The 19,348-nt window shown below is 59.4% G+C and carries 18 protein-coding genes and 1 pseudogene; 10 read left to right on the top strand and 9 right to left on the bottom strand.

Going from position 1 to position 19,348, the window contains the following annotated elements:
- Positions 1-10: 10 nt before the first annotated feature.
- The 6 genes from RY831_RS00135 (at position 11) to RY831_RS00160 (ending at position 5,462) form a co-directional block, all read left to right on the top strand.
- Positions 11-721: a methyltransferase domain-containing protein gene (locus tag RY831_RS00135; RefSeq protein ID WP_326504307.1), complete on the top strand. Its 711-nt coding sequence runs from the start codon at positions 11-13 to the stop codon at positions 719-721.
- The gene (locus RY831_RS00140) at positions 721-1,962 is read left to right on the top strand and encodes an NAD(P)/FAD-dependent oxidoreductase (protein WP_326504308.1); all 1,242 of its coding nucleotides are present in this window, start codon (positions 721-723) and stop codon (positions 1,960-1,962) included. The genes RY831_RS00135 and RY831_RS00140 overlap by 1 nt, the downstream gene beginning before the upstream one ends.
- A 103-nt stretch (positions 1,963-2,065) precedes the next feature.
- Entirely contained in the window at positions 2,066-2,347 is a 282-nt protein-coding gene (locus RY831_RS00145; RefSeq protein WP_326504309.1) for an acyl carrier protein, read from the top strand.
- Entirely contained in the window at positions 2,344-3,576 is a 1,233-nt protein-coding gene (locus RY831_RS00150; protein ID WP_326504310.1) for a beta-ketoacyl-[acyl-carrier-protein] synthase family protein, read from the top strand. The genes RY831_RS00145 and RY831_RS00150 overlap by 4 nt, the downstream gene beginning before the upstream one ends.
- Before the next feature lie 255 nt (positions 3,577-3,831).
- On the top strand, positions 3,832-4,227 hold the full coding sequence (locus RY831_RS00155; protein WP_326504311.1) for a hypothetical protein: 396 nt from the start codon (positions 3,832-3,834) through the stop codon (positions 4,225-4,227).
- A gap of 122 nt (positions 4,228-4,349) precedes the next feature.
- Positions 4,350-5,462, top strand: a complete 1,113-nt coding sequence (locus tag RY831_RS00160; RefSeq protein WP_326504312.1) for a hypothetical protein — start codon at positions 4,350-4,352, stop codon at positions 5,460-5,462.
- Between the two features lie 130 nt (positions 5,463-5,592).
- On the opposite strand, the gene map is transcribed toward RY831_RS00160, so the two are convergent.
- Together map and RY831_RS00170 are read right to left on the bottom strand one after the other, a co-directional pair.
- Positions 5,593-6,417 (bottom strand): type I methionyl aminopeptidase, encoded by an 825-nt coding sequence (gene map, locus RY831_RS00165; RefSeq protein ID WP_326504313.1) that lies wholly within the window; start codon positions 6,415-6,417, stop codon positions 5,593-5,595.
- Positions 6,417-6,650 (bottom strand): ParD-like family protein, encoded by a 234-nt coding sequence (locus RY831_RS00170; RefSeq protein ID WP_326504314.1) that lies wholly within the window; start codon positions 6,648-6,650, stop codon positions 6,417-6,419. The genes map and RY831_RS00170 overlap by 1 nt, the downstream gene beginning before the upstream one ends.
- Positions 6,651-6,917: 267 nt before the next feature.
- On the opposite strand from RY831_RS00170, the gene RY831_RS00175 reads away from it, so the two are divergent.
- The 4 genes and pseudogenes from RY831_RS00175 (at position 6,918) to RY831_RS00190 (ending at position 10,428) form a co-directional block, all read left to right on the top strand.
- Complete coding sequence (locus RY831_RS00175; protein ID WP_326504315.1) at positions 6,918-8,249, top strand: hemolysin family protein; 1,332 nt, start codon at positions 6,918-6,920, stop codon at positions 8,247-8,249.
- Between the two features lie 215 nt (positions 8,250-8,464).
- A pseudogene (locus tag RY831_RS00180) lies at positions 8,465-8,620 on the top strand (STAS domain-containing protein); the annotation flags it as partial.
- Positions 8,621-8,904: 284 nt separating this feature from the next.
- Positions 8,905-9,129, top strand: coding sequence for a hypothetical protein (locus RY831_RS00185; protein WP_326504316.1), 225 nt, complete (start codon positions 8,905-8,907; stop codon positions 9,127-9,129).
- 330 nt (positions 9,130-9,459) lie between these two features.
- Positions 9,460-10,428, top strand: coding sequence for a TIGR03885 family FMN-dependent LLM class oxidoreductase (locus RY831_RS00190; protein WP_326504317.1), 969 nt, complete (start codon positions 9,460-9,462; stop codon positions 10,426-10,428).
- Positions 10,429-10,670: 242 nt separating this feature from the next.
- On the opposite strand, the gene RY831_RS00195 is transcribed toward RY831_RS00190, so the two are convergent.
- The 7 genes from RY831_RS00195 to RY831_RS00225 form a co-directional block, all read right to left on the bottom strand.
- Positions 10,671-11,879 (bottom strand): nucleotidyltransferase family protein, encoded by a 1,209-nt coding sequence (locus RY831_RS00195; RefSeq protein WP_326504318.1) that lies wholly within the window; start codon positions 11,877-11,879, stop codon positions 10,671-10,673.
- Between the two features lie 486 nt (positions 11,880-12,365).
- The gene (gene glgB / locus RY831_RS00200; RefSeq protein WP_326504319.1) at positions 12,366-14,795 is read right to left on the bottom strand and encodes a 1,4-alpha-glucan branching protein GlgB; all 2,430 of its coding nucleotides are present in this window, start codon (positions 14,793-14,795) and stop codon (positions 12,366-12,368) included.
- A 3-nt stretch (positions 14,796-14,798) separates the two neighbouring features.
- A complete protein-coding gene (gene glgA / locus RY831_RS00205; protein ID WP_326504320.1) occupies positions 14,799-16,373 on the bottom strand; it encodes a glycogen synthase GlgA in 1,575 nt (524 codons plus the stop codon).
- 452 nt (positions 16,374-16,825) lie between these two features.
- Positions 16,826-17,035 carry a hypothetical protein gene (locus tag RY831_RS00210; RefSeq protein WP_326504321.1) on the bottom strand — a complete coding sequence of 70 codons (210 nt, stop codon included), beginning with the start codon at positions 17,033-17,035 and terminating at the stop codon, positions 16,826-16,828.
- Positions 17,036-17,268: 233 nt separating this feature from the next.
- The gene (arsC, locus tag RY831_RS00215) at positions 17,269-17,700 is read right to left on the bottom strand and encodes an arsenate reductase (glutaredoxin) (RefSeq protein ID WP_326504322.1); all 432 of its coding nucleotides are present in this window, start codon (positions 17,698-17,700) and stop codon (positions 17,269-17,271) included.
- 5 nt (positions 17,701-17,705) lie between these two features.
- Positions 17,706-18,776: an ACR3 family arsenite efflux transporter gene (gene arsB / locus RY831_RS00220; protein ID WP_326504323.1), complete on the bottom strand. Its 1,071-nt coding sequence runs from the start codon at positions 18,774-18,776 to the stop codon at positions 17,706-17,708.
- Between the two features lie 60 nt (positions 18,777-18,836).
- Positions 18,837-19,346, bottom strand: coding sequence for an arsenate reductase ArsC (locus RY831_RS00225; RefSeq protein ID WP_326504324.1), 510 nt, complete (start codon positions 19,344-19,346; stop codon positions 18,837-18,839).
- Positions 19,347-19,348: the final 2 nt, after the last annotated feature.

Here is a 19,348-nt window from a genome sequence, read left to right on the forward strand (position 1 = left end):
TGCGCCGGCCATGCTGATGAAACCTGCTTTGCCGAGATTGCTGGAAGCCGAGATACTGGACGAACTCGAGGCGGATGATCCGCGGGCGGTCCGCTCGCGCCGCGACCTCCGGCGGATCAACCGGGTCATGGGAAGCGCCGGCATCCTGGCCCGCGCATTGGCAGGCGCACATGCCGCTCCCAGGCGCATGATCGAATTCGGCGCGGGCGACGGCGAGTTGATGCTTCGCCTCGCGCGCCGCCTGTCTTCGCGCTGGCCGCAGGTGCATGTCGTGCTCCTCGACTGCAAGGATCTCGTCTCCCGGGAAACGCGCGAGGGCTTCGCCGGACTGGGATGGACCGTCGAGACTTTGCAAGTCGACATCGATGACTGGATCGCTCACGCCGGACATCAGCGATTCGATATCGCCCTGGCCAACCTGTTCATTCATCATTTCGACAGCGTGCGAATCAGCCGGCTGTTCGATGCCGTCAGCAGGCGTGCCGACATGCTTGTTGCATGCGAACCGAGGCGGGCTCGCCTGCCCCTGCTGGCAAGCCGGATGGTCGGCCTGCTTGGCGCAAATGAAGTGACCCGCACCGATGCGGTACTCAGCGTCAAGGCGGGTTTCGACGGCGGCGAGCTGTCGGAGCTGTGGCCATCCGTCGCATCGGGGTGGGAGTTGAACGAGCGGCATGCCGGATTGTTCAGCCATCTTTTCGTTGCGCGGCGCGCGCGCTGATGTCAATGGAAACCGCCTTCGATGCCATCATCATCGGTGCCGGGCCGGCCGGCACGACTTCAGCCATCCTGCTGGCCGATGCGGGTTGGCGGGTCGCCCTTGTCGACAAGGAAAACTTCCCGAGGGAGAAGGTATGCGGCGGATGCATCGCTGCAAGCAATCTTCCCCTGCTCGAGGCACTCGGCATCGGCGACCGGTTTCAGACGCTGGCCAGCCCTCCGCTGCGCCAGGTGGCCTTCGTATGCGGCGACCGCACGATTCGGGCATCGCTGCCTCCGTATGCCGATGCCGCGCATCCCTGGGGCGCGGCCCTGAGGCGCGAGCATCTCGACGCGCTGCTGCTGGAGCGGGCGCGGCAGTGCGGCACGCATGTCTTCCAGCCCTGGACGGCTTGCACGGTGGAAGGCGACGCCGGTGAGTTCCACTGCCATGTCCGCGCCTTGCGCAATGCCGAGACGCGGGTACTGACCGCACCGGTGCTGATCGACGCGCATGGTTCGTGGCAGCCGCTGCAGTATGGCGCCGGCAAGCCTCAGCGGCATCACTCCCCGTCCGACCTGCTCGCATTCAAGGCCGACTTCGCTGGTGCGAACCTGGACCCGGGCGTTCTCCCGGTGCTTTCTTTTCCGGGCGGGTATGGCGGCATGGTGGTCACCGATCATGACGCCGTCACACTGGCATTCTGCATGCGCCGCGCGACGCTCGAACAGGCCCGGCTTCGATACCCCGGCTGCGGTCCCAACGAGGCCGCCGGGCGCTGGGTCACCGGCCACTGCGGCGCGGTGCGCGACATGCTGGCGGGAGCCGCGCAGGAAAGAAAATGGATCGCGACCGGACCGATCCGTCCCGGCATTCGCATCGGACGGCAGCCGCAGCACGCATTCCTGGTGGGAAATGCGGCTGGCGAGACCCACCCTATCATCGGTGAAGGTATCAGCATGGCAATCCAGTCGGCGGTCCTGCTGGCAAACATGCTCGGGCCGCACCGCGAGAATGCTTCCGATCCGCGATGGCAGTCCGGGATGCGGACCGAGTATGCGCGTGCATGGCGGCGTCACTTTGCCGGCCGCATCCGCCTGGCCGCGGTGTTTGCCCATGCAGCGATGCATCCTGACATCTGCGGCTCCGTGCTTCCCTTGCTGCAGCGCCATCCCGGGCTTCTGGGCCGGTTTGCACGCTGGAGCGGCAAAGTCCGTTCCGGTCCGCGCGTTGGAAATAACCGGATTGTTGGATGTCAATAAGAGCGGGATGCAATGCAACTATTGGTCCGGCAAGAAAAATGGTTCAATTTTCGAGCCGGATCTGTAAGTTAAATAAACCAGAGTGAATAGCCGGAGAGAAAACATGAACATCGTCGAGCGCCTGACCGAAATCCTGGTGAAGGACTACAAGCTGGACCCGGAAAAACTGGTGCCGGAAGCGAGGCTCGATGAACTGGGCGTCGATTCCCTAGGGGTGATGGAGCTGGTCTTCAAGATCGAGGACGAGTTCGGCGTACGCTTCCCGGCCGAGCAGGTCGAACTGGTCACCATCGGGGATGTCGTCGCATACGTGCAGAACGTCATGACGCCGCCTCCCGCAACGGGTGCTGCTGCTGGTGCGGCGGCGAGCCAGGCTCGCACATGAAACGTGTCGCTGTCACCGGCATCGGCGTCGTTTCCCCGCTGGGAAACTCGCCCGGCGAGCTGATGGACAGTCTCGCGGCGGGACGCTCCGGCATCCGGCGGCTGGAATCGGATGACTACAAGCGTTTGACCAATCGGATCGCGGCACCGGCAAACTTCGACCCGGCCTCCGTGGCGGACGGTCCGAAACTTCGCATGATGGACCGAGTCACCCAGTTCGCGCTGGCCGCAAGCCATCAGGCGGCCGCACAAGCCGGACTGTCCCGCGATGATTTAGATCCTGCCCGCACCGGAGTCTTTCTCGGCACCGGCATGGGAGGCGCGCACACGGCGGACGAAGGCTACCGGACGCTCTATGGAGAACAATCCGACCGCATCAAGCCGTTCAGCGTGCTTCTGGCGATGAACAACGCGGCCGCTTCCTGGATAGGCCTGGAATACGGTCTTACCGGACCCAACCTGACGTTCACCACCGCCTGTTCATCGTCCACGGTCGCCATCGGCGAGGCGGCTCAGCGCATCCGCTCCGGAGCGGTCGACATCATGTTCGCCGGCGGCAGCGAGGCGTCGCTGTGGCTGGGCCCGATGAAGGCCTGGGAAGCCATGCGGACAGTCGCCACGGAAGACCCGCAGGACCCGGCCGCTTCCTGCAAGCCCTTTTCCAGGAACAGGAGCGGCATGGTGCTGGGCGAAGGCGCAGCCATTCTGGTGCTCGAGGAATGGGAAGCCGCGCAGGCGCGGGGCGCAAGCATCATGGCGGAAATCATCGGATACGGATTGACGACGGACGTGGCCCACCTGACGCATCCTAGCGTCAAGGGTCAGGCCCTGGCAATGCAGCTTGCACTGCAGTCTGCAGGGACCGATGCGGCGTCGATCGACTATATCAATGCGCATGGCACCGGCACCCTTGCCAACGATGCCGTTGAAACCGCCGCGATCAAGGAAGTGTTCGGACCGCATGCGGCACGCATCCCCGTCAGTTCCACCAAGTCGATGCACGGGCATTTGCTCGGAGCGGCAGGCGCGCTGGAGTTCGCCATCGCCGTGCTGGCGTTGCAGGCCAGGACGATACCGCCTACCGCGCACCTGAAAGATCCGGACCCCGAGTGCGACCTCGACTATGTGCCGAACGTTGCCAGGGAATGCTCTTCAATAGGTACCGTCATGTCCAACTCCTTTGCCTTCGGCGGAACGAACGCGGTATTGCTGGCGCGCAGGCCGCCGTAAGAAGGGTTTGCGCGTGGAAGCGGCATTGCTTTATTCACCGCGGACAGCCAACTCCGCTGCCATCCCTCTCAAAAGATCTACCTCAAGGTCGATACTCCCCAGGATTCATTGCCTGACCGCTCTTGTTTGCTTTCTTGGCAAGCGCATTCCAGAAATTCTGATTTGAATGCGATAGGATCTCGGGGCAGGATTCCACTACAATCTTGCCAAGCTCAATCTGGTAAAGCAGGTTTCATCGTGCAGCCTATACGGATATTGACAGCCACCATTCCTGATGCATTAGCCGTGCTTGGCGAAGCCTATCCCGCGCCCGAGTTCGAATATGACGCGGTCTTGACTCTTGCTGATGCAATTGATCATTTCGAACAGCCATATGACTTGATCGCTTGCAGCGTTCATTTCAACGATGGGCAGTTTTACGATTTTCTCCGGTTGGCGAAGGCGCATCCCGTTGCCAGGGACACGCCGTTTCTGGTGCACTTTACAGGTATGGAGAGCAAGCGCCATTTCATTTCTCAAAGTGTGGAAATTGCGTCGAGGGCATTGGGCGCATCCGAGATCATTCCCATTTACCAATGGCGCAGCGAACTTGGGAACGAAGCCGCCTTCATGAAATACCGGGAAGTTATTCGTAAATGGGTCGGTCGTTAATCGCTTGTTCCAGCCAGCTCAACTATTGCAATCGTTAAGCCCGAAGATGGAATGTCGGCCGAACGCGTAAATGGAACGCATATTCCTGTTTCCCGCCGATGCGGAAACATGCAAATAAAAACATGAAGAAGAAAAATTTGCTTCTTGCCTTCGCATGGGCATTATCGCTGCCCGCCGCAGCCCAGCTGAAAGTGGAATCGGTGGAAATCTCCGGCAAGGATGTCCATGCTCGCGATACAGGTTTCACGCCTGAAATCAACATGCCGCTCCTGCATCCCCCGACCGACCCGGCGGCGGCCAATATCAATGATGCCCTGTACATCGATTTGTTCGGCACGCTTGCGCCGCTCAAGGCCAGCAAGACATTCGATGTCGGGATATTGGTGGGAACGACAGCTCAAGAGTTTTCAGTCACCCGCAATGACCGGATATTCACCGTTGAATTCAATACGGAAACCTGCGGCGCTTACTGTGAAAACCACCAACTCGTATTTGTCTTCGATGCGAGGACAGGCCGACGCATCACGGCGGCTGACGTTTTGACGAGCCCGGGTCAACGCGAAGTCTTGCGGCTGCTGCGCAGGCAGAAGACCGCGGCGTATTCTGAACAGATCAGGATCAACCGGTCCGAGCTGCGAGAACAACGGCACAGGAAGGCAGCCAAGGATGTGATTGATGATCTGCGGGCAAGGATCGAGCTGAATACGGAGTGCCTGTCGCAAGCCAGGATGCCAGTTACTGGCGAAGCAATGCGCTGGCATCGCATCAATCCTGTCAAGGATGCCTTGCTGGTAACGACCTCCCGCTGCAGCAACCATGCGATGCGCGCGCTGGACGACGTGGACCAGGTAACGGTCAAGATCCCTTATGCCGACATCACGGAACATCTGACGCCCTATGGCCGTGCACTATTTCTCGGCGAAGGTGAAGGCAAGCCGGCCGGGGTTTTCGGTCAAGTCTTGCGGGGAAAGATCGGTGCGAACCCGATCACCATGATTCTCTCCAACGACGATGGCGAGGCCGTGTACGGCTCGTACTTCTATAACCGGCAGCGTAAGAAACTGGAAGTCAGCGGTCGGCGCCGGGGCAAGACGATCGAGTTGACCGAAACGGCCGGCGAGGATTTGACACCCACCGGCAGGCTGGCGCTGACGATCGACGGCTTGACCGTCAAGGGAAAGTGGACTGACATGACGGGCACCAGACAGTTTGAAGTGGTAGCCGGCGCTCCGTAGAATTTCTTATACCAATCCCAAGTCATGGAATGACTTGGGGAATGATGGCGAAGGAATGAAGGCATGCCGGCAAGCCGCCGGTGCGCATCTTCACCTCGTTACAATCGGATACTGCCAACGCCGGGCGGGTTCAGGTCAGGGCGGCCGAAAGCGGCGCTTCGGCATCGATGGCTGGATAGTCTCCGTATCCATCGGGCCAGGCCGTCAGGACCTCGAAGCCGCTTTCTGACACTGCCACCATGTGTTCCCACTGCGCGGACAGGGAGCGATCCTTCGTCACCACTGTCCAGCCATCGGCCAGTTCCTTCGTCGCCGGCTTGCCGGCGTTGAGCATCGGCTCGATCGTGAAGATCATGCCGGGCTCCAGCACCAGGCCGGTACGGGGCTGGCCAAAGTGCAGCACCTGCGGGGTGTCGTGATAAATGGTTCCGATGCCGTGCCCGCAATATTCGCGCACGACGCTGAAACCCTCGCGGTGCGCGACGGTCTGGATGGCATGGCCGACATCACCCAGCGTTGCGCCGGGGCGCACCGCGAGGATGCCGGCACGCATTGCCTCGTAGGTCGTGCGCACCAACCGCCTCGCGAGGATCCCCGGTTCGCCGACAAAATACATGCGGCTGGTATCTCCGAACCAGCCGTCCTTGATGACCGCGACGTCGATATTGATGATGTCGCCATCCTTCAGTTGCTTGTCCGAGGGGATACCGTGACAGATGACATGATTGACCGAGGTGCAGATGGTCTTGGGAAAACCGTTGTAGCCCACGTTGGCCGGAATGGCCTTCAGCTCGTCGACGATGTAATCGTGGCAGATCCTGTCGAGTTCGCCGGTGGTGATGCCGGGCCTGACATGCTCCGTGATCATCCTGAGCACGTCCGCCGCGAGTGCTCCTGCGCGGCGCGCCATTTCGATCTCGGCGTCGGAACGAAGGGGAACCTGATTCCTGGTCATTACGCTGCCTCCTGCTCGGCGGCATGCCGGACGACTGCCGGATCAAGCTCTTCAGACTGATGCGCGCTAATCAGCAGTTGGCAGATCTCGCCATAGCTTAATTTTGGATTGAGTTCGGCCAGCATGCCGACCCGAAGCCAGTGTTCGGCTTGAGCATTAATGGAGCGACTGAGCGCGGCACTGGTGGTACGCAGGTTTTCATGCATCTGCTCAGAGATTTTCAGGATTCCCATTTTGACGTGAAATATATGTTTCGTAGGCGATTCGTATACTAGCATAATGTCGCTGTATCGCTGCCAACAACAGGAAGAACAATAGGAAAACAAGATGATCGGCGACAAAAGCGCGGAGGAGCGCTATGAATTGCGTCGAATCGCTGGGTCCAGCCCAGCTACATCCTGTTTCTCATCCGCAACGCTATCGATACTGAATTTGGCGCGTGTACAATACCGGTTCCTCAACAACCGGGATCAGCGGGACAACCGCGTAGTCCTGCCTCAGTGGATATATTGATTATCCTTGGTCTTATTCTTCTCAATGGCGTTTTCGCCATGTCTGAATTAGCCGTAGTTTCTTCCAAACGCATCCGGCTGGAAAAACTTTCCGAAAATGGCAGCCGCGGAGCCCGCGCCGCCCTGCAACTCGCCGACAGCCCCAGCCGCTTCCTTTCGACAGTTCAGGTCGGCATTACGCTCATCGGCATTTTCAACGGTGCGTACGGTGAAGCATCCCTTGTCGAGCGCCTGACGCCGCAAATCGCTGCGATCCCGTCGGTGGCCGAGTATGCGCGCGAAATTGCGCTTGCCATCGTGGTCATCGGCATCACCTTTGCCTCGATCGTGCTCGGCGAACTCGTTCCGAAACGCATCGCCATGCAATACCCGGAAGCCGTCGCCACGATCATTGCCTCGCCGATGCAGTGGCTGTCGAAGGTGGTCTCGCCTTTCGTGAAAATTCTTTCGGTCGCTACCGAAGCCATCATGCGCCTGCTTGGATTGCACAAGCACGAGGAGGCTACGGTGACAGAAGAGGAAATCACGGGGATGCTCAAGGAAGGCACGCATGCCGGCCTCTTCGAAAAGACCGAGCACGACATCGTTACGCGAGCCCTCCGCCTTGACGACCAGCGCCTCGGCGCGCTGATGACGCCGCGCACGGACCTGGAATTCATCGATCTCAACGACACGATGGAAGAGAACCTGGCCAAGATCGCGGACAGCCCGTTCAGCCGCTTTCCCGTGTGCCGCGGCGACCGTTCCGATGTAATCGGCATCATCCATGCCGGCGATTTGTTCGAGCAAGCCATACGCGGCAAGTCCATCTCCAGCATCGACCTAGCGCAGGCCGTCAAGTCGCCCCTCTATGTTCCGGAATCCGTGAGTGCGATGCACCTGCTTGAAACCTTGAAGCAGCACCGTACGGAACTGGCATTCATCGTCGACGAATACGGCGAGATCGGCGGCATGGTCACGCTGAGCGACGTCATGGGCGCGCTGGTGGGCGATGTCGCGGTCGTCGACAACGACCAGCAGGAATCCGATGCCGTGCAGCGCGAGGATGGTTCATGGCTCATCGATGGCGGCGTGTCGCTCGACAGGTTCCGCGAAATCATGGAGTCGGACGTGCGTTTTCCGGAAGAAGCCAATGGGGCATATCACACGCTCGCGGGTTTCGTCCTGACTCAGCTGGGTCATATCCCGGATGCATCGGAACACTTCAACTGGGAAGAGTACCGGTTTGAAGTCGTGGACATGGATCGCCAGAGGATTGACCGGCTTCTGATCTCGCGCATCCCGAAACCCGAAACTGAGTCTGCTCAAGAAACTCAGTAACCTGCCGGCTGCAAGTAACCGCCTGAGCCCTCCGAAAGCCTCTCGAGAGCAGCATAGGCCATCTTTTATAATGGCTCGCTGCTCTCGTTCCCGCCTTTGAATGCTGCCATAGATTCCCATGGCAAGCCTCTTTCGCCCCCACCCGGCGACTTCCAGCAACGCCGGAAGCCGTTGACTACCGGACCACTGCATGGCTCGTCAACATCCAGGTTGACATGCACGACCGCCTGGCGATGACGCTGCAGGATGGCCTGACCGAATGGATCGTGAAGGATCGGGCGCACGGCGTGCTGATCGACATCTCGGCGCTCGATATGGTCGATTCCTTCATTGGCCGCATGATCGGCAACACCGCGTCGGCAGGCTGTATTAGCAGCATTCGAGTCGGGTGAGATCGCGTCCGCGCGAAGGGCGGGTGTCGATCTGGCAAGGGTCCCGGGCTTCGACGAGACCGTCGCCGGCAAGGTTGCCACTGCCGTTACCGAAGCCGCAACCAATATTTTCAAGCATGCCGTTCGGGGAGAAATCGTCCTCAGGCCAATCGGGCATGGCCCGAATCCCGGCATTGAAGTCCTGGCGATCGATACGGCGGCTACAGCCCGGAGCTCGAATGGGATGTCGGCGTCGTGTACCAGCCGATACCCAGCGCAGAAGAATGGCGCGATGCAATCTGCGCCTGCATGGCACGCGCAGAGCCGCGGTGGCGGTTGCACAAATCGACACCGGCCGGGAGACGCTGAGGTTTGCCGGTGCCGGCAACATCAGCGCATGCATCATCGACGGCGCAGTCAAGCACATCGCATCGCACAACGGCATAGTCGGCACCACGATGCGCAGGGCTCAGGATTTTCTTATACATGGCACCCGGATTCGCTGCTGATCATGCACTCCGACGGGCTCGGCACGCACTGGGATCTGGCAAGGTATCCCGGACTGTGCGCAGGCATCCGGCATTGGTTGCCGCTGTTCTTTACCGTGATTTTCGCAGACGTAACGATGACATGACTATCCTGGTACTGCGCCGGAGCCGTCAGCCGGGCAATATGGCGCGTTGAAGCAGGCTCATCCGGCAGGCTCGCTCATTCAAGTGCAGGCGAAACGATGTAGTGATGATGCTGCCGCAGAGTGAAGGTCCGCAATATCGTATCGCCACGGGCACATAGTGACGGCGCTGCTGTCTACCGCAGATCTTTGCCAAGGACAGTACGCCATGACTCGCATCGGATATCACTGCTCGCATGAGCAATACCCTCCCTCCCGCCTGCTCGACAACGCAAAACTGGCCGCGCAGGCCGGCTGGAAGATGGCAATGTGTTCGGATCACTTCCATCCATGGAGCAAACGCCAAGGGCAGAGCGGCTTCGCCTGGTCCTGGCTTGGCGCTGCAATGGAAGCTACGGCATTGAGCTTCGGCACGGTATGCGCCCCTGGCCAGCGCTATCACCCCGCAGTCATCGCGCAGGCTGCCGCGACGCTGGCCGAGATGTATGCGGGCCGCTTCTGGATGGCCATGGGCAGCGGTGAAGCGCTCAATGAAAGCATCACGGGGGAAGCCTGGATACCGAAGGCGCAGCGCCGCGAGCGCACGGAAGAATGCGTCGATATCATGCGGGCGTTATGGGCCGGAGAGACCGTAACCCGCAATGGCCTTATACAGATACGCAATGCCAGGCTTTATTCAAGACCGGCACCCGGGCTGGCCCCGGCGATATATGCGGCCTGCCTGACGCCGGAATCGGCGGAATGGGCGGGCAGCTGGGCCGACGGCATGATTACCGTGTCGCAGGAGCATGCGCAGATGCAGGACGTGGTGGGCGCCTTCCGGCGCGGTGGCGGCGCCGGCAAGCCGATCTACCTGCAGGTGGTGATCAGCCATGCGCCCAGCGAGGACGAGGCGCTGCAGGCGGCCGCAACGGAATGGCGGCAGGCGGCGCTGGACAAGGCTTTGCTGGCCGATCTCGACACCCCGGCAGCATTCGATCGCGCAACCGCCGGCCTCACGCCAGCGGAGATTGCCAAAAGCGTGCGCGTGTCATCCAGCGCGCACCAACATCTGGAATGGCTGCTGAAGGATGCGGAGCTTGGATTCGATACGCTGTTCATTCACAACGTGCATCGCAACCAGCAGGCCTTCATCTCGACTTTCGCGCAAACCGTACTGCCGCATTTCGAGCGCTAGAATTTTTCCTGCCGAGATGGCTGTGCGATACGGCGTGTTGCAAATCGATGCAATGCTAAACGATGCAGAACGATATGAAGTGGTGACGAGGCGCTGCGGGACGATGATGGGAGTTCGGCTCGCGGAAGCCGAGGGGACATGATGTTGCCGGCACGGCACCTTAATGACTCATGGGAGCGCAATGAGGCGCCGTGCGGCGAACCGCAGCAGGACAAGCCCCAGGGCCTGACCTGCCTTGCCGTTCAAGGCGCGTAGGACATGGCGACATTCTCGGCAGTGGCGAGCACGCCGACCGGCGAGTTGATGTCTTCGATTTCTTCGTCACTGTCCTTGATGCGGCGAGCCAGCCTGCGGTCGCGTGCATTGTTGAGGCCAGCGTCTTCGTTGTCGGACAGGCGCACCATGTTGCCCTTGCGGTCGACACTGTAATCGCCGCAGACGATCACTTCTTCCAGCTCGGTGCCAGGCAGCACGCGGGTATATTCGAACAGGATGCTGCGCACGACCTCGGCGCCGGCGCAGACATGACTGCCGTGGCCGATCCATGTCGGACCGATGATGGTGCTGCCTGCTTCGATGTGGCAGCCGGCGCCGATGTAGACCGGACCCTCGATGGTGGTGCCTTCCCACTCAATGCGGGTATTGAGGCCTACCCAGACGCCGTCGCGGATCTGCGCGCCGGGTACTTCCAGCTGCGGAACGTCGCCGGTGAGCAGGCTTTGCAGCACGCCCCAGTAATCGGTGACGCTGCCAATGTCGAGCCACTCGAATTCCTGCTTCTGCGCATAGAACGGCAAGCCCTTCTCGGCCATCAGCGGGAACAGCTGCGAACCGATGTCGAATACTTCGCCGGAGGGAATCAGGTCGATGGCTTCCGGTTCGAAAATGTAGATGCCGGTGCTGGCCATGTTGGACAGGGCATCCTCGCGCTTCGGCTTTTCCTGAAACTTGACGATGCGGCCGTCTTCGTCGCTGATGACAACGCCATAGTCGGAAACCTTGTCCCACGGCACTTCGCGAGTGATCACGCTGGCCATCGCACCTTTGCGCTTGTGCTCCGCGACTGCCGCCGCGATGTCGAGATCGATCAGCGCGTCGCCGCAGAGGACGATGGTGGTATCGTCAAAGAATCTGCCGAATTCCTGTATTTTTTTCATGCCGCCAGCAGAGCCGAGCGCCTCGGGAACGACTTCGCCGTTCTCGTCGACGTAGCCCTCGAATGAATAGCCAATACGTACACCGAAGCGGCTGCCCTCACCAAAGTAGCTCTCGATCTTTTCGTGCAGGTAACTGACGTTGACCATGATGTCCTTGACGCCGCACTTTGCAAGGTGTTCAACGATGTAGGCCATGACCGGCTTACCCAGGATAGGGATCATCGGCTTGGGCAGGTCGTATGTGAGAGGACGTACGCGAGTGCCTTTGCCGGCAGCGAGAATCATTGCTTTCATATGTATTTAGCCTTCAATAATTGTCCGGATACGCAATGAATGCGCAGGCCTTAAGGAGAACACGTGTCGCCTTCGAAGAGCTTGAACAATCTCAAGCTATGATGCGGTAAGGCAACCTCAAGTCCTGCATTTTCATTTCATTCAGGCGCGCACAAATTGCACGTCTTTTTATATACGCAAGATTAATGCCGAGACCACTGAATTGGGGTGTTAGTTCCCTTGCAACAGTTAACAGTCGACACCATTTCAACATTGCCGGTGTACTGGCAATGCGTAACGACGCGCTATCAATACTTTATGCAGCTGGTTCCACTCCGTGTGAAATACCATCAGGCAGTGCTATCGGACACCAGCCTCTGCATTGAAAACAGAAACCAGATGGACGCAATCACGATAAACCATGTTCGAAAAAATGCATGCGGTTGCATCAGTATTTGCATTGACGGACATCAAGCTGTCACGGACCGAAGCGCATGGTCTAATGCTTTACTCTTCGCATTGCAGGACGATGGTCGCCAGCGGAGGTAGCGTCAGCACAACCGAGTATGGTTGTCCATGACTGGACTGGTCGTGCGCGACGACGCCACCGAGATTGCCTGCATTGCTGCCTCCATAACGCTGTGCATCGGTATTGAGAACCTCGCGCCAGCGAGCACCGGACCGTCCGCCCGGCACGCCGATGCGGTACGCATGGCGGGGCACCGGCGTGAAGTTGCATACCACCAGCAAGGGGCGCGATTCGCTTCCGGTACTGTGGCGCAAATAGGCGAAAACGCTATTGGCCGCATCGTCGCCGACGACCCATTCGAAGCCACGGGCATCCGCATCGCTGTCGTGCAGCGGCGGCGTGCAGCGATACAGACGATTGAGATCGCCGACCAGGTCGCGGATGCCGCTGTGAGCGGGATTGTCCAGCAGTTCCCATTGCAGTTCGCCATCGTGATTCCATTCGCGCCGCTGGCCGAATTCGCAGCCCATGAACAGCAGCTTCTTGCCGGGATGGGTCCACATGAAGCCGAGGAAGGCGCGCAGGTTGGCGCGTTGCTGCCACTCGTCACCCGGCATCTTGCCCAGCAGCGAGCCTTTGCCATGCACGACTTCATCATGCGAAATCGCCAGCACGAAACGTTCACTGAATGCATAGCAGAGACCGAAGCCGAGGTCGCCATGATGGTAACGCCGATGTACAGGTTCGCGCTGCATGTACTGTAGGCAGTCGTGCATCCAGCCCATGTTCCACTTGTAGGAAAATCCGAGCCCGCCTTTTTCTTCGGGCAGGCTGACGCCAGGCCATGCGGTGGACTCTTCGGCGATGACCATCGCACCGGGACAGCGCTCGCCGACTACATGATTAAGCCGGCGCAGGAAGGCGATGGCTTCCAGGTTCTCCCTGCTACCGTATTGGTTGGGTATCCATTCGCCGGGCTTGCGGCTGTAGTCTCGATAAAGCAGCGACGATACCGCATCGACACGCAAGCCGTCGACGTGATAGCGCTCAAGCCATTCCAGGGCACTGGCGATCAGCATGCCGGCGACTTCATTGCGGCCGAGATTGTAGATCAGCGTATTCCAGTCCTGGTGAAAGCCTTCGCGGGGATCGGCATGCTCGTACAACGCGCTGCCGTCGAAACAGGCGAGGCCATGACCATCGGTTGGAAAATGGGCCGGCACCCAGTCGAGTATCACTCCCAGGCCAGCCTGGTGGCAACGGTCGACGAAATGCGCGAAGGCCTGCGGCGAACCGAAGCGCGCGCTGCTCGCGAATTGCGACAGCGGCTGGTAACCCCATGATCCGCCGAACGGATGCTCCATGACGGGAAGCAGTTCGATATGCGTGAATCCGCATTCCAGCACGTGGGGTATCAGGCGTTCGGCAAGCGCGTTCCAGTCAAGGATGCTGTCCGGATCATCCTCGGGCCGCCGCCACGAAGCCGCATGCACTTCGTAGATCGAAATCGGCGCGCCTGGGCTTTGCCGCCCGGCGCGTTCGCGCATCCACGCAAGGTCATTCCAGCGGTATTCGAGGGGCGGGGCAACCACGGAAGCCGTATCCGGCGGCAGGCTCGTGGCGCGGGCAGCGGGATCGGCCTTCTGCGGCAGCAGGCTTCCGTCCGCCGCGAGAATCTCATAGCGATAGCGTTCGCCTGCGCCGAGCCTCGGAACGAAGAGTTCCCAAACGCCGGCCTCATGGCGCAGCCGCATCGGATGCCTTCGGCCATCCCATTGGTTGAAGTCGCCCACCACCGACACGCGCATCGCATTCGGCGCCCATACCGAAAAGCGAGTGCCGTCGATGCCGGCGATCGTCATCGGCAAGGCACCGAGACAATCCGGCACCTGCCATTGCAGGCCTTGCGCAAGCAGCTGGAGCTCGCTGTCGCTTAACAGCGGTGCGAATGCATAGGGGTCTTCGATGACCTGGCGTACGGTGCCGCCTGATCCGTCAGGCCAGGTAATGCGCAGCCGGTAGCATTGCGGCTGGCACTCATCGCCATCGCCGAACGCGTCGATGATGCCCGAAAACAGCCCGGCGCCGCTCAGGGGTGCCAGCGTAGCCAGCAGCCGTTCCTCGTAGTCGCCGTCCGCCTCTGCCCTTGCCGGCTCCGCGAGCACCTCCACCTTGTGCGCGCCGGGCTGGAAAGTCCTGATGACGCATACGCCCCCCGGCGCAAGAGCATGCGGGCCGTAGATCGAAAACGGATCACGCAGCCTGCCGTCTTGCGCGGCATCGATGGTTTGCGGATCGAACGCCAAGGGGTCGATCCAGCCGGCAAGCTGCCGGACAGAGACCGCAACGTGAGCGGACCCGGCGTTTCCGTTGCGTTTGGTATTCGATGAATGTTCGGAGGCGGTGCTTGTTCTCGCTGTCTGGATTTCGTCCGGCGGATGACCTTGTTGCCTTGCTCCCTTTCCCATGCGTTACGCCGTCATGTATTCCGGCATGGCCACGGTATCGGCCGCCTCTTCGCTTTCCGGAACATCGGCATCGACATTGGCATCGAAGGCGATACTGCGCGCATCGAACAAAGGTTGCGCCTCGGCCGGAGCAATCTCGCGATAAACCCCGATGTACTGCTCCGCCGGTCCCGACCAGGCGAAGTCGGCCGACATTGCGTTGCGTTGCATGAGATGCCACTCATTGGGGCGCGCATACAGCTCGAAAGCGCGGCTGATCGCTGCCATCATGTCCTGGGCCTCTTCGCCGTCGAACAGGATGCCGCTCGCGTCTTCGGGCACGGCCCCTTCCAGGCCGGCGTCGACGATGGAATCGATCATGCCGCCAACACGGGAAGCGATCGGGATCGTGCCATAGCGCATTGAATACAGTGGCGTAAGGCCAAACGGCTCGAAGCGGGTTCCATGCAGCAGCATGTCCGCACCCGCATGCAACGCATGGGCGCGGCGTTCGTCGTAGCCGATATGGACCGAGACACGGCCGGGGAATCGCTCGACCATGTCGAGGAAAGCCTGTTCATACGCATGGTCGCCGCAGCCGAGCACGACCACTTGCGCGCGCGGGAAACGTTCGAGCACGCCGGGCAAGGCATCGATGGCGACGTCGGCCATCTTCTGATGCGTGATGCGGCTTCCGATGGCGAGCACCGGTGCAAACGGATCGATCGGCAGGCCGAACATCTGCTGCAGTTCGCGCTTGCAGCCGCTCTTTCCGCGCATGTCGTTGAGCGAGAAATGACGCACGGTCAGCGGATCGCGGGCCGGATCCCAGGCGCTGGTATCGACGCCGTTCGGAATGGCGACCAATACATCCTTGCGCGCATTGAGCAGCCCGTCGAAGCCATGGCCGAAGCGTGGCGTCAGGATTTCATTTGCATAGGAGCGGCTGACCGTGGAAATGCGGTCCGCGTGGAGGATGCCGGCCTTCAGGAAACTCATCTTGCCCCAGAATTCGAACTGATCCGGCGTCAGCATGGCATCGGGAATACACAGTTCCGCCGCCGCGCTCATCGCAAAGTTGCCCTGGAAGGCAAGGTTGTGAATGGTCAGCAGCGTGCCCACGCCGGACACCCCCTTCAAGCGCAGCAAGGCAGGAATCAGCCCGGCATGCCAGTCGTTCGCATGCACCACATGCGGAATCGGAAGGTCGGTTTCGCCCGCGCAAATACTGACAGCCGCATGCGCCAAGGATCCGAAGCACAAGGCGTTGTCGTCGTACTCGCGTCCATCTTCGTCTACATACGGATTAGCCGTGCGGCGATCGAAGCGCTCGGTCTTCAGGAGCACTACCGGCACGTCGCTTCCCGGCATGGTCCCGTGAAGAACGATGCCGGGACCGCCCGGCAATTGCTGCAGCGTTCCCGCCGGTTTCAGATTGCAGGCGCGCTCGATCGCGGCTGGATAGCCCGGCATCATGACAGCGGCATCAATGCCTTGCTGGCGGAGCGCCTGTGCCAATGCTGTTATGACGTCGGCTAGTCCGCCGGTTTTAACGAGAGGTACTGCTTCGGAAGTGACGAGTAAGACGCGGGCGGTCAAAGTGAATGCTCCCTGGGTTGTTTGATGCTCATGCCGGCCGGGCATCGAGCTTCGGTATTCGACTGCGAAGCGTTACATCTTGTTGCATGATGCAACGCAAAAATTTTTATTCTTTTGCAAGCCTTTTGTTGCCATAAATTAATAAAGGCCAAAGGTGTACAGACAATAAAGGCTCTACGCATCCCATCCATTGCGTAAAGTCAATTTTGTTGCGTTGCTACATAACTCTGATGGAACTAAAAGATCGGGTAATGACTGAAGGAATCAACGTACGTCGTTTACTGGCTGTACAGTTGAACAAGGGAAACGTATGCGGAGCTATCTGCAACGGCTCGGGCAAGAGTGCTGATGGGAGGGAAACGGCGGAGGATGAAGAGTTGAACTGCAGCGTTTACGATGCAAGCCGTTGTGCAAGGGGAGCACGCTGCGCAGCTCCCTGGCACGGCACAAGATCAGACGACCAGCGTGGCGCGGTCAGGCAGCATATGCAAAATCTTGTCGACGCTGGTCTGCATTTCCATTTTGTATTCGACGCGGGCAAGGCGCACGAGATTGTTCAACGATTCGCGCAGCATGAATTTTTCGCGCGCCGATGCATCCGCGCCGAGGGTAACTTCTACAAGGTTTTCAATGGTTGCTGCTGTATTGAGGACGGTTTGCATAAGTGGCGGAACAGAGAAGTGAACTAAGGAGACCTCAGTATGGCGTTTTCAAAATCGGCATACTTGATCATGCGCAAGATTTCGTCGGAATCGTCCTACACGCAACAGGATAAGTACTGACCCGGAGACTTCTGATATATCGCATAACTGTTGCAATAGAGAACAGTGACGTACCAGAAGAATGAACGCCCGAAACCACATATAACGGACGGCATTGAAAGCTGAGCGACAGGTCAGCCATTGCCTCTTACCCTTCTGCCTTGAGTATCGATCACCGCTTCACCGTCTTCCTTGCTAAACGGACCATTCTGCGGCAATGGCAGGATATCGAGTACTGCTTCCGACGGCCGGCACAGCTTAACCCCGGCCGGAGTGACGACAAAGGGACGATTGATGAGAATTGGATTGGCCAGCATGGCGTCCAGCAGGTTTTCGTCTGTCAGGCTCGGATCGTTCAAGCCAAGCTCGGCGTACGGCGTGCCCTTTTCCCGGATGGCTTCGCGTACCGTCAATCCGGCATTTGCGATCATTTCCTTTAGCGCCGCCCGGTCCGGCGGCGTCTTCAAGTACTCAATGATTTGCGGCTCAACGCCCGCATTTCGGATCAGGGCGAGAGTGTTGCGAGACGTGCCACAATCAGGGTTGTGATAAATCTTGATGTCCATATTGCTTATACCTTTGCTTCGTACCAACGCTGCGAACGATTCACGACGCTAACCACGAGCAGCATCACGGGGACTTCGATCAGTACACCAACGACAGTGGCCAGAGCGGCTCCAGACTGAAAACCAAACAAGCTGATGGCAGTCGCCACCGCAAGTTCGAAGAAATTGGAAGCGCCGATGAGACTGGACGGGCCGGCGACACAATGTGCAACGCCCAATTTCCGATTAAGCAGGTAGGCCAGGCCCGAATTGAAGAACACCTGAATCAGGATTGGGGCTGCCAGGATGGCAATAACCAACGGTTGCTCGGTGATGGCCTCGCCCTGGAAGGCGAACAAAAGGACAAGAGTCAGGAGCAGCGCCGAGATTGAGAACGGGCCGAGACTTGCGACTGCACGCTCCAGGCGGCCCGGCCCCTTTGCCAGCAACGCCTTGCGGATCAGTTGGGCGAGAATGACCGGAACGATGATGTATAGACCAACCGATGTGATTAGCGTGTCCCAAGGCACGGTAATGGACGACAGGCCAAGTAGCAGCGCTACCAGAGGAGCGAAAGCCACAATCATGATGGCGTCGTTCAACGCGACCTGGGACAGCGTGAAATACGGATCACCCTTGCAGAGCTGGCTCCAGACGAAAACCATGGCCGTGCACGGAGCGGCAGCTAATAAAATCAGGCCGGCAATGTAGCTGTCCAACTGGTCCGCAGGGAGCCATGCAGCGAACACATGGCGGATGAACAGCCACCCAAGGATCGCCATCGAGAACGGCTTGACCAGCCAGTTGATGGCTAGAGTGACGCCGATACCGCGCCAGTGTCCCTTTACCTGGGAAAGCGCGGCAAAGTCGATCTTGATGAGCATTGGAATGATCATCACCCAGATGAGTATTCCGACAGGAATGTTCACCCGAGCGACTTCGAGCGCTGCGATACTTTGAAAAACTGGAGGAAATGCCCTCCCCAACAGAATGCCAGCTACTATACACAGGGCCACCCAGATGGTGAGATAGCGCTCGAAAAATCCTATTGCCGGGGCAGCGCCGCCGGCGACTGCAGTCGTGTGAGTCGTTGTCATTATTGTGCAAGCCTTGAAAGTGCCACGCGCGCCTCTCGCCGCGTGGCAAGTAACGCGTATTTATGCAGGCGTGACGGGAGTATCGCCAATCTTCTTGATTTCCTGCTGAATGGCGTGCTGTTCGAGCATGTTCAAAGGCAGGCTGACAAACGCATTCAATCGCGCCATGATTTGCTTGAAGATTTTTTCGAAAGCTTTGCGTTTGTCTTCGTCCGAGCCTTCGACGGCCGCTGGGTCTTCAAAGCCCCAGTGAGCAGTTGCGGGGCGGCCTGGCCAGATAGGACACACTTCTCCCGCCGCGTTATCGCAAACGGTGATGATGAAATCCATATGCGGTGCCCCAGGAGCCGCAAACTCATCCCAGCTCTTGCTGCGAAGGTTGTCTACCGGATAGCCGGTCTTCTTCACCTGCTCGACGGCGAAAGGATTAACCTTGCCACCCGGCTTGCTGCCCGCGCTAAAACCCTGAAAGCGTCCATGCCCCATGGCTGTCACGAGTGCTTCGGCCATAATGGAGCGAGCGGAGTTGCCCGTACAGAGAAACAGTACGTTGAAGGTCTTGTCGGTCATGA

The organism is Noviherbaspirillum album (genome assembly GCF_035916955.1).
Classification (GTDB): Bacteria; Pseudomonadota; Gammaproteobacteria; order Burkholderiales; family Burkholderiaceae_D; genus Noviherbaspirillum; species Noviherbaspirillum album.